Genomic DNA, 13873 nt, shown 5'->3' on the forward strand with positions numbered 1-13873 from the left:
CCTTGCGGGTCTGCTTGCGCTTGCCGGCGTACTCGGCGTCGGCGAAGGTCATCTGCTTCATCAGGTGTCTCGGCGTTTGAGGTTAAGCATTCTGCCAAATCTGGAAGTCTTCTTCAGAGTTTCCCTAAATTTTTTGGACCCTCTTCTGAGTTTGAGTTTCGCCATCCTCATGCTAATTCCTTTTGGGGAGTACGAAGCTCACTACACCCCCCTCCAGAATTTCCTTGATCGCCGGGTGGAAAGCCTGGTTGAAGGCTTCCTGGTTGCCGAACAAGGAACCCCGGAGGTCGTTATAGATAGCCCGCCCGCCAGCTGTCGCAAGTTCTGATGCCCGGTGTGGGCTGGCTCCATTGCCATGGTTGTTGGAGCGGTTCTGATTCAGAAGCCGGATAATCCTGTTTTTGGTTATTTTGGATTCCTTCACCACATACTTGGCAACGTCACCGGCCTTCTCCGGTGCCTCAAGCCTTACCGCCTCGTTTGTGCCGTGTTGTTTGTAGTCTGGCGCCAAGGCATCTGTGAGCGCTTCTGAGACCTGTCTACGCATTTCGACTGGTATGCAGGCGGCGCCGTGAATATGGAGCTTGTGCAGCGTTTTAGCCTGTTTCGGAGCGAACTCTAGGGCGAAGGCGATGTGGTCAGCCGGGATGCCCACAGATTTGAGGGCGCGCTTGATTTTGTTAGCCAACCAATCAGCAGGGCCGCGTGGCGCTGCCAATGCTTTCTCCCCGATCTGAGGGGAAAGCCGAATAGTGATGAACTGCGCTCCGGGTTGGCTGAGCAGGTACGAAAGCTTGAAAAAATGCTTCACATCGGCAGGCAAATCATCCCACTCAGGAAGGTCATCAACCTGGGGAGGGTTCAGGATGATTGCCTGTCCCCAGTATCTGGATCTCAGCCATGACCGAGCAAGCTGCTGTTGGTATTGACTAAAGGGATAATGGCTAATAGCTCCAAACCCAGTACTCAGCAACCCGGTGATAGCAGCTAGAGTCCAAGCATTTTGCGGGCTGTGGAGCTTCGCGGTTCTCTTTCTAACCGTTCCAAATTTGTAGGATTCCGTGAAACTCGACGGAGAGGAGGCCGGGGTGATGCGCTCTTTTTCTAGTGGTGAATACTCCGCATCGATTGATTTTACCGTAGCGAACAGTCCGACTTCCTCCGGCAAAATCTGTCTCTGCTGTGCCGAGAAAATCCGCTGCTCGACATGGCAGCTGGCGCTGCTCTGAGTGGGCGCCAGTAATTCATCGAGCTCTGGAAAATCCTTTTCCGTGGTCCCGGTCAGCTCGGAGCTGCAATCATCCATAGCTTTGCGCCATTGGGACTTAAAATTCGTTTGCTCTTCGCGGCGTTCCACCTGTTGTCGGTTGAAGCTCTCTTGTAGCCGCTGCTGCACCCCAACCACATTTTCTGGGCCGAACAAGGATTTCTGATTGTCCGTCATGATCATCGCTCTGTTGTACCTACCCTACGGAGTACCGATTTTCAAAACCGGTCTCCGCTGGATGGCGCCAGGGGGGTGTAGCTAACTTACACAGTCTAAGGGTTTGACGATCTTGCATGGTCAAGCTGAGGTCAAGGTCCTCTCATCCTTCCATCACGATGTCATCGTCAGGGTGGCGTTTTTTTAGAGCTCTCTGATCTTTCAACCAGCGTATGGTTTCGAGCTCGTCCTCAACTCCATCCCGATCCCCGTTAATCTCAGCCTCTTCAAGGCGTTGCTGTGCTCTGATTTCGTCTACGTCGTCTTCCGTCATGAGTCGGATGTGAAGCTCTGGCAGTTGCTCCACCTCCAAGGATTCATTGAGTTTATCGAGGGGGAGCGCACGTCGTCCGACGTCTTGCGTGAGCTTGAGAGTAGTAGCGCTTGCAGCGAGCGCACGGAAGACTGTTGGATTAGCGGGGTCAAGCAAGTCCATGGCTTCGGCAAGTTTCAGCCGGATCTGCTGACTGATAGCCAAGTCATCAAGCACAAGTGAGGCGGCAATCTGCTGAACATTTTCCAGAACGAAAGCAGTGTTCAGCATTTCCTCCCTGGCCTTTTCAATCAACGCTTGCGAGGTAGCGCCAGCAACCGCGTGATTTTTCTTAAGCAATCGCTGCACAGTGCTGATACTCATTTCCAGCCTTTCGGCGATGGCTGGGATGGTCCAACCAGCTTCTCTAAGCACGACAGCTTGCATGCTCTGATCCGGCGTTGATTTTTTGCCCGGCATGGCTCAGTCCTCGATCAGTGGGGGCACTGTCGGCACCGGAGGACGTCCGGCACGAGCAGTGCAGCAATCTTAATTGGCTTAATGCTTAGTGTCCACGCCCCAGGATCATAATAATTTGCGCTTTGCAAGCGTTTTATACATTTTTGTTCCAGTGACGCTTGACTGTGGCAATACCTAGGCCTGTCTGTTGAGACACCTCAGCCTGACTCAGCATTTGTGCTTTTAGCCGTTGGACTTCTGCCGTTGTCTTAACCGCTTCAGGCCTTCCGAGGCGTTTGCCCTCTGCTTTTGCTCGCTTCAAGCCTGACTGAGTCCTTTCAATAAGAAGGTCACGCTCGAATTCCGCAACTGCGCCTAGAATCTGCATTGTCATCTTTCCAGTGGATGAGGTGAGGTCAACCCCGCCCAAAGCGAGGCAGTGCACCCGGATGCCAGCAGAAGCGAGCAATTCCACTGTGGCGCGCACATCCATTGCATTTCTTCCTAAGCGATCAAGCTTTGTCACAACCAGCACATCAGATGATTCGAGGCGCTCCATGAGTTTCTGGAACCCTGGCCGTTCTTTTGTGGCGACGCTACCGGAAATTACCTCCTCGATGACTCGCTGAGGATGTACGTCGAACCCAGCGGATTTAATCTCCTGCACCTGATTGGTGGTGGTTTGGCTTTCGGTTGAGACTCGGGCATAGATGAAGGTTCGAGACATCACGGCTACCTAGGTGGTATCAGATAAGGTGGTATCACTATAGGCTGGTATCAGAAAGCCTTCAAGGCTAATTTGTTGTTAAGGTTTTACCCGGATTTCACTGGCATCATTTAACAGTCGTTTTTTGATGCTTTATGTGAAGAGTATTTAGCCTTGAGAAGGCTTGTGCTAACGATAGGCGTCTCTCCAGTTGGCTAGCCGCAGCGGCCCCTCCTCTTCCGTAATGAACACTATCGTCTAGATTGTGGGTAAATCGGCCTGGCAGTCATGGTGGCATTTTGCTAGCCTCAAGCCAATTCATGATGATCAATTGTGGGGATCTTGACAGCCGTACTCAGGAGAAGCTCCGTATACGTAAAGAGCTTTTATGGTTGTGGCATATAAAATGTTTTCACCCTGATATTTGCTTTTGAAAAATGTTATGGAAGATTATTAATGCAAAACAATCTGAATATTCGCGGCGAGCCGGTACAGTCAATTTATACTGGATTTCGCCAGGGGCGGTTTATTGTAAATAGACGGTATCAGCGGAAGCTAGTATGGACTCTTGCGGAAAAGCAGAGGTTTATAGACTCGCTAATGAATGAATACCCGGTCCCGCTGTTTCTCGGTGTAAGCTTTAATCACCCTGTTCGGGGGGCATGCTTCGAAATATTGGATGGGATGCAGCGTTTAGAGGCTATTACAACATTTATCGAGGGCGATTTCCCCGTACAAGGGCATTACTTTGATCTTTCTATCGTTGGAGAAACCAACAAACTTCTCAATGAGGGTAAGCTAAAGCAGAATGAGCCTAAGTTATCGTTCGAGTTATGCAATACGATCTTGAATTACCCGTTACCTATATCCACATCTGCTTATACTTCTGTAAATAACGTCGATGAGACGTTTCGCCGTATAAATACGGGCGGGGTACGGCTTTCTCGCCATGAGGTTCGCCAGGCCGGGGCGATTGCGGAGTTCCCACAGCTTGTTCGTCGCTGCGCTACCTACATCCGTGGAGATGCTTCGCACACTGACATTGTCGATCTGGATGCGATTCAAGGGCAACAAGTCGACTTGCAGTGGTGACCAAGCTGTTGAAACGATCATTGTGAACGGCGATATATGCGGTAAGCCTCCAACCTATCGCCTGCATGGAGCCGATGCAGAGAGGAACCGACTTGTCGCTTAGGAGCAGTGGATCAACGTATAGGTAGCATTCTAGGGTCGGGTATTTGAATGCTTCGGGGTATCGAACGGAGCCGTAAAGCTTGATCGCAGTATGCTCTGAATAATGGTGGCCGATTGGCCTTGTATCGGTCCGCGTGGCCATGCTGAACGACCAGGACATATCCCACCCCCATATCCGAGCTTGGAGGATTATTCGCTCAACGGCGGCACGACGCCTTCTAGCCATGGCATTCATCCTCTTCGTTTGAGTTGGCTTCAGACAAACCTAGTTCACTTCGTTACCGCCATTCAGATTCTCGGACAGATACAGAGTTAAGGCCATGGCGTTATGCGGTTTACCTGAAGCAGATCGGTAATTTTCTGCCATCGCGTTGACTACTAGTTGCGGCCTATGCCTAAGTTTTCCGCTTACCTTCGCCTTCACAAGCGCTCGGTGGACATCCGTCCGATGTTCAGGAGGGATTCCTGACATATCCAATTCGTAAGAGGTGGGCAAAGACGTTGGTGTTTTGGTTGAGAGTTTGGGTTGAGGTTTAGTGTTATGTATGACATTGGCTGATACGGTATCGATATGGTATCCGTGTGATATCGAGTCCTCTTCTACGTATCGGTTTGAGCGCGGTCGGAGGGATTCGTCTATCCAATCCTGCTGGTCGTCGCTCAGCCTTTCTTTGAAGTCATTCAGAAAGTCGTCTAGCCACTCGCTTGGGATACGGCGAATTTCTTCCAACGCTCTGGCTCGTAGTTTTGGCCCTGTCACTTGAGTAGCAGAGTGGTGATCCCACCAGATTCTTACCCAAACGATGAGTCTCACGTTGTCATACCTGGCTAGGTCTTCATCCTGGAGGCGGTGGATGACCTGCAACCACTGATCCGCCGTCCATCCAATTTCTGCTCCGGCAATGCGTGGAACAAGTGGGTATACGCCCGTAATGTTGCTGTCAGGAGCAGTTAACAAGTGCAGCAAAGCAACTTTGTCCTCGGTGGTGCAATTCAGTAAGCGTGGGGAGCGCCAAAAATTCTGGTCCCGAATGGTTCGTTGTCTACTCATGCTCACTGCTCTCGGTGCAAAGGAGATGAATTGAGCCAGGACAGGTCATTGTCGCGCCTCCACCTGTGCTTTCTTTGTGGGCCTCCCTGTACGTTTCGGATGTGAAAAAGGTGCGATGACGGTGGCTGAATCTCGACTCTCGGTGTTGCCGGTGCGCATCCAAGTTCTCAGATCACCCAGTCTCCATCTCAACCTTGACAGCCCCGGTACAGGCTCAAGCCCCGGCAATTTGCGCTGACGGACCGTAAGCACGCTGAAGCCTGTCAGCGCCGCAACTTCAACCACGCCAATCAGAACGTCGTCGCCAAGCTTCTGTATTTTCTGGATAGTTTCATAATCTACTGTCATCGCTTTATCGCTCGATTGATCTGGTGAGGCCAGCTTTTGCCAATCAGACGCTCAATCACTAGGACAGCTTTTTAACAGATGAACGGTTTTCTGAAGGAAGGGGCCGCAATAAGAGGCGATTGCTGATCCGGCAACAGTGCCTCGTAGACCTATGCTGAGTTCGCGCGGGCGTCTTGCAAGATCAGTGGTCAGCTCTAAGCTGACCACTGAGAAGTAGCCATAGGTCTGATCAAGCCAGCTTTGCCGCAAGCTCTTCTGCGGTGATGTTGTAGTAACGCTTCAGCATGTTCACCTCCCGATGTCCCGTCACGCTGGCAAGCTCGATCAAATTCGGCAGCTTGGTCGCAAGCCGACATGTCGCTTCATGCCGCAGATCGTGAAAGCGTAGATTGATCAGGAAGTCTTCCTGAGGCGTTACCTGCGCCGCCCCGCAATCCCCCAGGTATTTCAGCCTCGCTCGCTCCAGGCCTCGCACAAAGGCCTTCTTGAGAGCGTCGGCGGTGGTGGGGAAGACTCGACCGCACAGCGAGCGCGGCAAGCCCTTCAGCAGATGAATAGCCTTTGGTGAAAGCGGAACGGTTCTGGGCAGTCCGTTCTTAGTCGCTGGAAGATGCGCGGTCCTGCGATCTAGGTTCACATGCTTCCAGCGCAGCTCGAAAATTTCGCCACGGCGCATGGCTGTCTCAATCGCCAGTTGGACGATGGGCCGTATCCATGGATTGTGTGAGGCGTCGGCATAGGTGCCGTCAGCACGGCGCTCACGAAGCTCCAGTGCGTTGAGGATGTATTCCTCTTCAATTGGGTCGAGCCGCCGCGAGCGTTCGTCGTTGTAGCTGGGACGGCTGACCATCCTGACTGGGTTCTCGGCAAGATGAATTCCCCACTCGCGGCGAGCAACCTCGATCACACACTGAAACAATGCGAGTTCGCGCTTAACCGTGTTGCCCTTGCGGATCTTCAGGCGTTCATCACGGTAGCGGGCAAAATCGGAGGAGGTGAGTGTGGCGACGATGCGTGTTGCCAGCGGATGGCGCTTGAGCGCTTCCAGGCGTTTGATTTCTGAATAGGCGCCTTTGTGCTTCGGAGCGATCTCGGAGATGTAGCGATCAATGAGTTGATGAAAGGCGGTGCGCTCGGCCTCGACACGAGAGACAAAAATGCCTCGGTCGATTTCGCTTTCGATCATGCGGGCCCAGGCTTGGGCGTCGGCTTTGGTTTCGAAGGTTTTGCGCTGGGCTGGATAGCCCTTACGACGAATTTGCGCTTCCCACTGATACTCGCCGCGATTCCTGATTGTTGCCATTTCGACCATTCCCGCCACATTAAGTGTGGCAAATTTGTGGCAAAAACGACTTTCAGGACTAGGACAGGTTTTCGGCAGAAGCGCCAACCCCTTGGAATCAAAGGGAAAGAAGATGGCGCACTCGGCGGGATTCGAACCCACGACCCCTGCCTTCGGAGGGCAGTACTCTATCCAGCTGAGCTACGAGTGCAACGCGGGCGCCATGATACCCATCTAGACTGTCGGCGTCCATCGCCAGAATGGCTGTGTTCGATTTTGCACACACGCGGGTCTATAAGTGACGTTGATCTGAAAAAGGTCGCCGTATAGCGCTTTTTGTTCTTTTTTTCGAACACCCTATTGTCCTTTTTCCTCGTTGCTCCTAGGATTCGTTTGAGATTTCAAACGCTCTCCTTTTTCTACAATCAATAATTCGCGCCGTGTCTGTACGGTGCCGTTAAGGAAGCCGACATGCAGCTTAAAGACGCTCAGTTGTTCCGCCAGCAAGCCTTCATCGATGGCGTGTGGTTGGACGCGGACAACGGTCAGACCATCAAGGTCAACAACCCGGCCACCGGCGAGATCATCGGCACTGTGCCGAAGATGGGCGCGGCCGAAACCCGTCGCGCCATCGAGGCCGCCGACAAGGCGCTGCCGGCCTGGCGCGCGCTGACCGCCAAAGAGCGTGCTGGCAAGCTGCGTCGTTGGTTCGAATTGATGATCGAGCACCAGGACGACCTGGCCCGCCTGATGACCACCGAGCAGGGTAAGCCTCTGGCTGAAGCCAAAGGCGAAATCGTCTACGCCGCTTCCTTTATCGAGTGGTTCGCTGAAGAAGCCAAGCGCGTTTACGGTGACACCATTCCTGGCCACCAGCCAGACAAGCGCCTGATCGTGATCAAGCAGCCAATCGGTGTAACCGCCGCGATCACCCCGTGGAACTTCCCGGCCGCGATGATCACCCGTAAAGCCGGCCCGGCCCTGGCCGCTGGCTGCACCATGGTCCTCAAGCCTGCGTCGCAAACCCCGTACTCCGCTCTGGCACTGGTCGAGCTGGCCCACCGTGCCGGTATCCCGGCTGGCGTACTGAGCGTAGTCACCGGCAGCGCTGGCGACATCGGCAGCGAGCTGACCGGTAACCCGATCGTGCGCAAGCTGTCCTTCACCGGCTCGACCGAAATCGGTCGCCAGCTGATGGCTGAATGCGCCAAGGACATCAAGAAAGTTTCCCTGGAGCTGGGCGGTAACGCACCGTTCATCGTGTTCGACGACGCTGACCTGGACAAGGCCGTCGAAGGCGCGATCATCTCCAAGTACCGCAACAACGGCCAGACCTGCGTCTGTGCCAACCGTATCTACGTTCAGGACGGCGTCTACGATGTCTTCGCCGAGAAGCTCAAGGCTGCTGTGGCCAAGCTGAAGATCGGCAACGGCCTGGAAGACGGCACCACCACTGGCCCGCTGATCGACGAGAAAGCCGTGGCCAAGGTCCAGGAGCATATTGCTGACGCTGTTGGCAAAGGCGCCCAGGTGCTGACCGGTGGCAAGATCATCGAAGGCAACTTCTTCGAGCCGACCGTTCTGGTCAACGTGCCGAAGAACGCTGCCGTGGCCAAGGAAGAAACCTTCGGCCCGCTGGCGCCACTGTTCCGTTTCAAGGACGAGGCTGAAGTCATTGCCATGTCCAACGATACCGAGTTCGGTCTGGCCTCATACTTCTATGCCCGTGACATGAGCCGTGTGTTCCGTGTTGCCGAAGCGCTGGAGTACGGCATGGTCGGTATCAACACCGGTCTGATCTCCAACGAAGTCGCGCCGTTTGGCGGTATCAAGGCCTCGGGCCTGGGCCGCGAAGGTTCCAAGTACGGCATCGAAGACTACCTGGAAATCAAATACCTGTGCATCAGCGTCTGATCGCAGCGTAAGGCTTTACCTCTGCCAGCGGGGCGCGAGAGCGACGTCTCGCTGGCCTTTTTACACCGTACACCCAGTGGCCTGGGCCCCTGCAGCAGTCGATCAACGCATGCTGCCCGCAGTTGAATACCGGCCACTCTGACTTGAATCGCGCCACCTTGTGTGTGGTGAATTGAGGACACTATGAGCAAGACCAACGAATCTTTGATGCAACGTCGTGTCGCCGCTGTTCCACGCGGTGTTGGCCAGATCCACCCGATCTTCGCCGAGTCGGCAAAAAACGCCACCGTCATTGACGTCGAAGGCCGCGAGTTCATCGACTTCGCCGGCGGTATTGCGGTACTGAACACCGGTCACCTGCACCCGAAGATCATCGCTGCCGTTGAAGCCCAACTGCACAAGCTGACCCACACATGCTTCCAGGTCCTGGCCTACGAGCCTTACGTCGAGCTGTGCGAGAAGATCAACGCCAAGGTGCCAGGCGATTTCGCCAAGAAAACCCTGCTGGTCACCACCGGTTCCGAAGCCGTTGAAAACGCCATCAAGATCGCCCGTGCCGCCACTGGCCGTGCCGGCGTGATCGCCTTCACCGGCGCTTACCACGGTCGTACCATGATGACCCTGGGCCTGACCGGTAAAGTCGTGCCTTACTCGGCAGGCATGGGCCTGATGCCAGGCGGTATCTTCCGCGCTCTGTACCCGAACGAACTGCATGGTGTCAGCGTTGACGACTCGATCGCTTCGATCGAGCGCATCTTCAAGAACGACGCTGAACCACGCGACATCGCCGCGATCATCCTCGAGCCAGTTCAGGGCGAAGGCGGTTTCTACGTTGCGCCTAAAGCGTTCATGAAGCGTCTGCGTGATCTGTGCGACCTGCACGGCATCCTGCTGATCGCTGACGAAGTGCAGACCGGTGCTGGCCGTACTGGTACCTTCTTCGCCATGGAGCAAATGGGTGTTGCCCCAGACCTGACCACCTTCGCCAAATCCATCGCCGGTGGCTTCCCACTGGCCGGTGTGTGCGGTAAGGCCGAGTACATGGACGCTATCGCTCCAGGCGGCTTGGGCGGCACCTATGCCGGTAGCCCGATCGCTTGCGCCGCGGCCCTGGCCGTCATGGAAGTATTTGAAGAAGAAAAACTGCTGGAGCGTAGCCTGGCTGTTGGCGAGCGTCTGGTCGCTGGCCTGCGCAAGATCCAGGACAAGCACCCAATCATCGGTGACGTGCGTGCTCTGGGCTCGATGATCGCTGTTGAAGTCTTCGACAAAGCCGGTTCCCACACCCCGAACGCCGCCGCGGTAGCCTCGGTTGTGGCCAAGGCTCGCGACAAGGGTCTGATCCTGCTGTCGTGCGGCACCTATGGCAACGTCCTGCGTATCCTGGTTCCGCTGACCTCGCCTGATGAGCAACTGGACAAAGGTCTGGCAATCATCGAAGAGTGCTTCGCAGAACTCGCGTAAACTGTGACGCATTAGAAGAAAAGCCCGCTTCGGCGGGTTTTTTTCGCCTAAAGGAAGGCCAGGGGGCAAAGGTTGCCGGTAAGGAGACACCTTGGAGGGTGCACTGGATTGCGTGTAGCGAAATATCGGAGAGTCGAGTATGAGCGTTGTAGAGCCCGCCCAGGCACCTTGCGTGTTGATTGCCGAAGGGGAACCCCTGGGTACGGAACATGCTGAGTCAGACGCTCCTCAGCGTGCGCTGCGATGCGCGCTTGCAGGTCTGTGCCGATGGCTCGCAAGCATTGGCGGCGTTGGCCAGCAAGCCCGACCTGATTATCGCTGCGCGCGAGCTGCCCGGTGGTGATGGCCTCGACCTGCTGCGCAATGTGCGGGCCAAGGGTCGCCAACCCGCGTTGCCATTCATTCTCATGAGCAATCGCAGCGATGCTGCCAGTGTGCGTGAAGTGTTGCCGTTCGCGCCGACTGCCTACCTGAGCAAGCCGTTGAACATGGACTCCTTGCGCCAGCGCCTGGAGGACCTGTTGCTTAGCGGCGGTGAGGAAGTGGCCTGTCCGGTGCCGCTGCTGCAGCCGGGTTCGACCTTACCGCGGTTTCTCGAAGGGCGCCGGGCCACCTCCGATGGCGGCCCGCTGCTTGCCGACGTGAAGCTGGCGATCAAGCGCAGCCTGCAGCCTCAGGGGCTGGACCTCAAAGTGCTGGAAGCCGAGATTCGCAATGACCCGCAAATCGCCGCCGTACTGATCGCCGCTGCCAACAGCGCGGCGCTGCATCGCGATGGTACGGTGCAAAGCCTGTTGCAGGCGCTGAACAAGCTGGGCACGACCCAGAGCATGAATCTGATCCTGGGGCTGGCGCTCAAGCGCAGTGCCAAGCTGCGCGATCCAATGCTTTCCCGGCATGCCGAGCACTTCTGGGCGCTGTCGCTGCACATGGCGGAGTACGCGAGGAGCTTGGCGCGCATGCTTGAGCTGGACCAGGAGCGCTGCTATTGCGCCGGGTTGCTGCATTGCCTGGGCGATCTGGCGCTGCTGCGTTGTTTGCAGGAGTGGCAGCAGGCCGGAGGTGAGCTGGATGAGGATTCGGTGGAGCTGTCGCTCAATAAGTTTGGCGCGGCTTTTGGGTCGGCATTGCGCACCCGCTGGCGCTTACCGCTGGAGCTACGGGAGCTGATTGCAGCGATCTACCAGTTGGGCGGCGGGGTGTATTCGCGTGAAGCGCTGGTGATGAACCTGGCCGGGCAGTTGGCGCGGTTGCCGGCGGATCAGGGGTTGGAGGCGTTGGCCGAGGGCAAGGCGGCGCGGTTGTTGAAGGTGGGGATGGTGGAGTTGGGGCGGTTGCGCAAGGTTTGAGTCCGCTACCACAGGTTCGTCAGTCTTTCAGCCAATCACAATCTGATTCTTGCCCTGGCGCTTGGCCTGGTACATCGCCGCATCCGCCCGGGCAAACAGGCTGTCCAGCGATTCATCCGCCTTGGTGATAGCCGTCAGCCCCTGACTCACCGTAACCCCGAACTCCCGCTCATCATGACTGAAACCTAAACGCTGAATTTCCCGCTGCAAACGCTCGGCAATCTGCTGGGCGATTTGCGGCGTACAACCGGGAAATACTGCCGCAAACTCCTCACCGCCTATACGCCCGAACAGATCGCCACGGCGTAGCACAGCCTTGCCGGTGTCGGCGATGCGCTGCAGCACATAATCGCCTTGCTGATGACCGTAGGTGTCGTTGATCAGTTTGAAGTCATCGATATCCAGCAGCAGAAAGGCCAAGGGTGTTTGCTCCCGCCGGGCGGTTTCGAAGGCTTGTTGAGCACAGTCGAAGAAGTGCCGGCGGTTGCTGCTTTGGGTCAGGACGTCAGTAGTGGCCATATGCTGCAGTTCGACTTCGAGTCGTTTCTTTTCGGTGATGTCTTCGGCCATGCCGACCACGATCACCCGATGGTCGCTGTCGGCCTGCTGGTTGATAAAGCACTTGTCACTGAGCCAGCGGACTTGTCCATCGGCGTCGATGATGCGGTACTCGCGGTCTTCCACAGCGCCTTTGACCAGCACTTCGGCCAGGCTGCGCTCGGCATAGTCCAGGTCGTCGGGGTAGATGCTGTCGCGCCATTCATTGAAGTCGGCCAGTAGCAGGCTCGCCGGGCGGCCAAAGATTCGTTCATAGGCGGGGCTTACATAGAGCACCTGGCGCGATTCCCAGTCGAACGCCCAAAGCACGGCGTTGACGCTGTCGAGCAACGAGCTGAACAGCTGCTCGCGCTCGCTCAGGCGTGCCACTTCGCCTTGGGCGTGCATCAACGCCAAGAGGGTCTGGGTCGCTTCAGGGGGCGGACTGTGGGGGTGAGACGAGAGTTTTTTATTGACCATTTGCGCGGAACTTCTCACACAGAGGCGGGCGGTCATGACCCGGCCCGCCACGCGGGCGTTATGCCAGTCAGAGTGAGGATAGGTGGTGAAGTTCCGGATGGCGCGCCCGGTTAAGGAGCGCGCCGATCAACGGCATCAGCTCAGGGCAGGACGCAGTGAGTAGGTTTTCAGCTGAGCGGCGAAATCGCGCAGGGATTGGATACCGCTGGCCTCGGCCTCGTGTACCCAGTCTTTCATTGCGGCCAGCATGTCGTGACCGTTAGCGCTGGTGCGTAGCCAGATATGCTGCAGGGCCAGGCGCTTCTCATAGATGGTCTTGAGTGCCTGGCTGTGTTCGAGCATGGTCTGGATGCGCTGGTGATGACGGTCTTCAAGCAGGCTGGTTTCCCGCGACAGCAGGCGCTTGGCGCGCCGGAACTGATGGCGGACCGAGTCATCGACCCGTGCCAGTTCCTGTTTGACCAGCGGCGCGATCACCAGTTTGCGGTACTGGGCCATGATCTGGAAACGGTTGTTGAGGATCGCCATGGCGGTGTCCATGTCCAGCTGGCCCTTGCCTTCGACCCGATGGGCGATGGGCGCGACGCGCTGCACCTTGGCCAGGCGCAGGAAGCAGAACAGCTGGATCCAGGCCCAACCCATGTCGAACTCCCAGCGCTTGACCGACAGCTTGGCCGAATTGGGGTAGGTATGGTGGTTGTTGTGCAGCTCTTCGCCGCCGACGATGATGCCCCAGGGCACCAGGTTGGTGGCTGCGTCGCGGCACTCGAAGTTGCGGTAACCCACGGCATGCCCAAGGCCATTGATGACGCCGGCGGCCCAGAACGGAATCCACATCATCTGCACGGCCCAGATGGTGATGCCGATGGTGCCGAACAACAGCAGGTCGATCACCGCCATCAGGACGATGCCGCCCAGTTTGTAGCGCGAGTAGAGGTTGCGCTCGATCCAGTCTTCCGGGCAGTTCTTGCCGTAGATCCGCAGGGTTTCCGGGTTGCGCGCTTCTTCGCGGTACAGCTCGGCGCCCTTGCGCAGGACAGTGGACAGCCCCTTGATTACCGGGCTGTGCGGATCGTCGACGGTCTCGCATTTGGCGTGGTGCTTGCGGTGGATGGCCGTCCACTCGCGGGTGTTCTGCGCCGTGGTCAACCACAGCCAGAAACGGAAAAAGTGCTTGAGCCCGGCGTTCAGTTCCAGCGAGCGGTGGGCTGAATATCGGTGCAGGTAGACGGTGACACTGACGATGGTCACATGGGTCATGACCAGGGTAACTGCCAGCAGCTGCCAGACCGACAAGTTGAGCAAACCTTGGTACCACATAGGCGATAGGGCCCTCTAGAACATAAGGAACAG

9 protein-coding genes, 1 tRNA gene and 1 pseudogene are annotated in these 13873 nt (G+C 56.4%); 4 read left to right on the plus strand and 7 right to left on the minus strand.

What is annotated here, in order from left to right:
- Window positions 1–172: 172 nt before the first annotated feature.
- From ACRESH_RS02685 to ACRESH_RS02695, 3 genes are all read right to left on the minus strand, one after another.
- The gene (locus ACRESH_RS02685; RefSeq protein ID WP_431740483.1) at window positions 173–1444 is read right to left on the minus strand and encodes a hypothetical protein; all 1272 of its coding nucleotides are present in this window, start codon (window positions 1442–1444) and stop codon (window positions 173–175) included.
- A gap of 142 nt (window positions 1445–1586) precedes the next feature.
- Window positions 1587–2216, minus strand: a complete 630-nt coding sequence (locus tag ACRESH_RS02690) for a helix-turn-helix domain-containing protein (protein WP_431740484.1) — start codon at window positions 2214–2216, stop codon at window positions 1587–1589.
- Window positions 2217–2349: 133 nt separating this feature from the next.
- A complete protein-coding gene (locus ACRESH_RS02695) occupies window positions 2350–2922 on the minus strand; it encodes a recombinase family protein (RefSeq protein ID WP_431740485.1) in 573 nt (190 codons plus the stop codon).
- Between the two features lie 435 nt (window positions 2923–3357).
- Between ACRESH_RS02695 and ACRESH_RS02700 the strand changes: the two genes are divergently transcribed.
- A complete protein-coding gene (locus ACRESH_RS02700) occupies window positions 3358–3993 on the plus strand; it encodes a DUF262 domain-containing protein (protein WP_431740486.1) in 636 nt (211 codons plus the stop codon).
- Window positions 3994–5723: 1730 nt separating this feature from the next.
- On the opposite strand, the gene ACRESH_RS02705 is transcribed toward ACRESH_RS02700, so the two are convergent.
- Window positions 5724–6938, minus strand: a complete 1215-nt coding sequence (locus tag ACRESH_RS02705; RefSeq protein WP_431740487.1) for a site-specific integrase — start codon at window positions 6936–6938, stop codon at window positions 5724–5726.
- Window positions 6911–6987, minus strand: a tRNA-Arg gene (locus ACRESH_RS02710). The genes ACRESH_RS02705 and ACRESH_RS02710 overlap by 28 nt, the downstream gene beginning before the upstream one ends.
- Window positions 6988–7247: 260 nt before the next feature.
- On the opposite strand from ACRESH_RS02710, the gene gabD reads away from it, so the two are divergent.
- The 3 genes and pseudogenes from gabD (at window position 7248) to ACRESH_RS02725 (ending at window position 11503) form a co-directional block, all read left to right on the plus strand.
- Window positions 7248–8690, plus strand: coding sequence for an NADP-dependent succinate-semialdehyde dehydrogenase (gabD, locus tag ACRESH_RS02715; protein WP_431740488.1), 1443 nt, complete (start codon window positions 7248–7250; stop codon window positions 8688–8690).
- A 183-nt stretch (window positions 8691–8873) separates the two neighbouring features.
- The gene (gene gabT, locus ACRESH_RS02720) at window positions 8874–10154 is read left to right on the plus strand and encodes a 4-aminobutyrate--2-oxoglutarate transaminase (RefSeq protein ID WP_431740489.1); all 1281 of its coding nucleotides are present in this window, start codon (window positions 8874–8876) and stop codon (window positions 10152–10154) included.
- Between the two features lie 139 nt (window positions 10155–10293).
- Window positions 10294–11503, plus strand: a pseudogene (locus ACRESH_RS02725) (HDOD domain-containing protein).
- A 27-nt stretch (window positions 11504–11530) separates the two neighbouring features.
- On the opposite strand, the gene ACRESH_RS02730 reads toward ACRESH_RS02725, so the two are convergent.
- A complete protein-coding gene (locus ACRESH_RS02730) occupies window positions 11531–12520 on the minus strand; it encodes a GGDEF domain-containing protein (protein ID WP_431740490.1) in 990 nt (329 codons plus the stop codon).
- Between the two features lie 135 nt (window positions 12521–12655).
- Window positions 12656–13840 carry a delta-9 fatty acid desaturase DesA gene (gene desA / locus ACRESH_RS02735; protein WP_431740491.1) on the minus strand — a complete coding sequence of 395 codons (1185 nt, stop codon included), beginning with the start codon at window positions 13838–13840 and terminating at the stop codon, window positions 12656–12658.
- Window positions 13841–13873: the final 33 nt, after the last annotated feature.

Source organism: Pseudomonas sp., from assembly GCF_050739775.1.
Lineage (GTDB): Bacteria > Pseudomonadota > Gammaproteobacteria > Pseudomonadales > Pseudomonadaceae > Aquipseudomonas.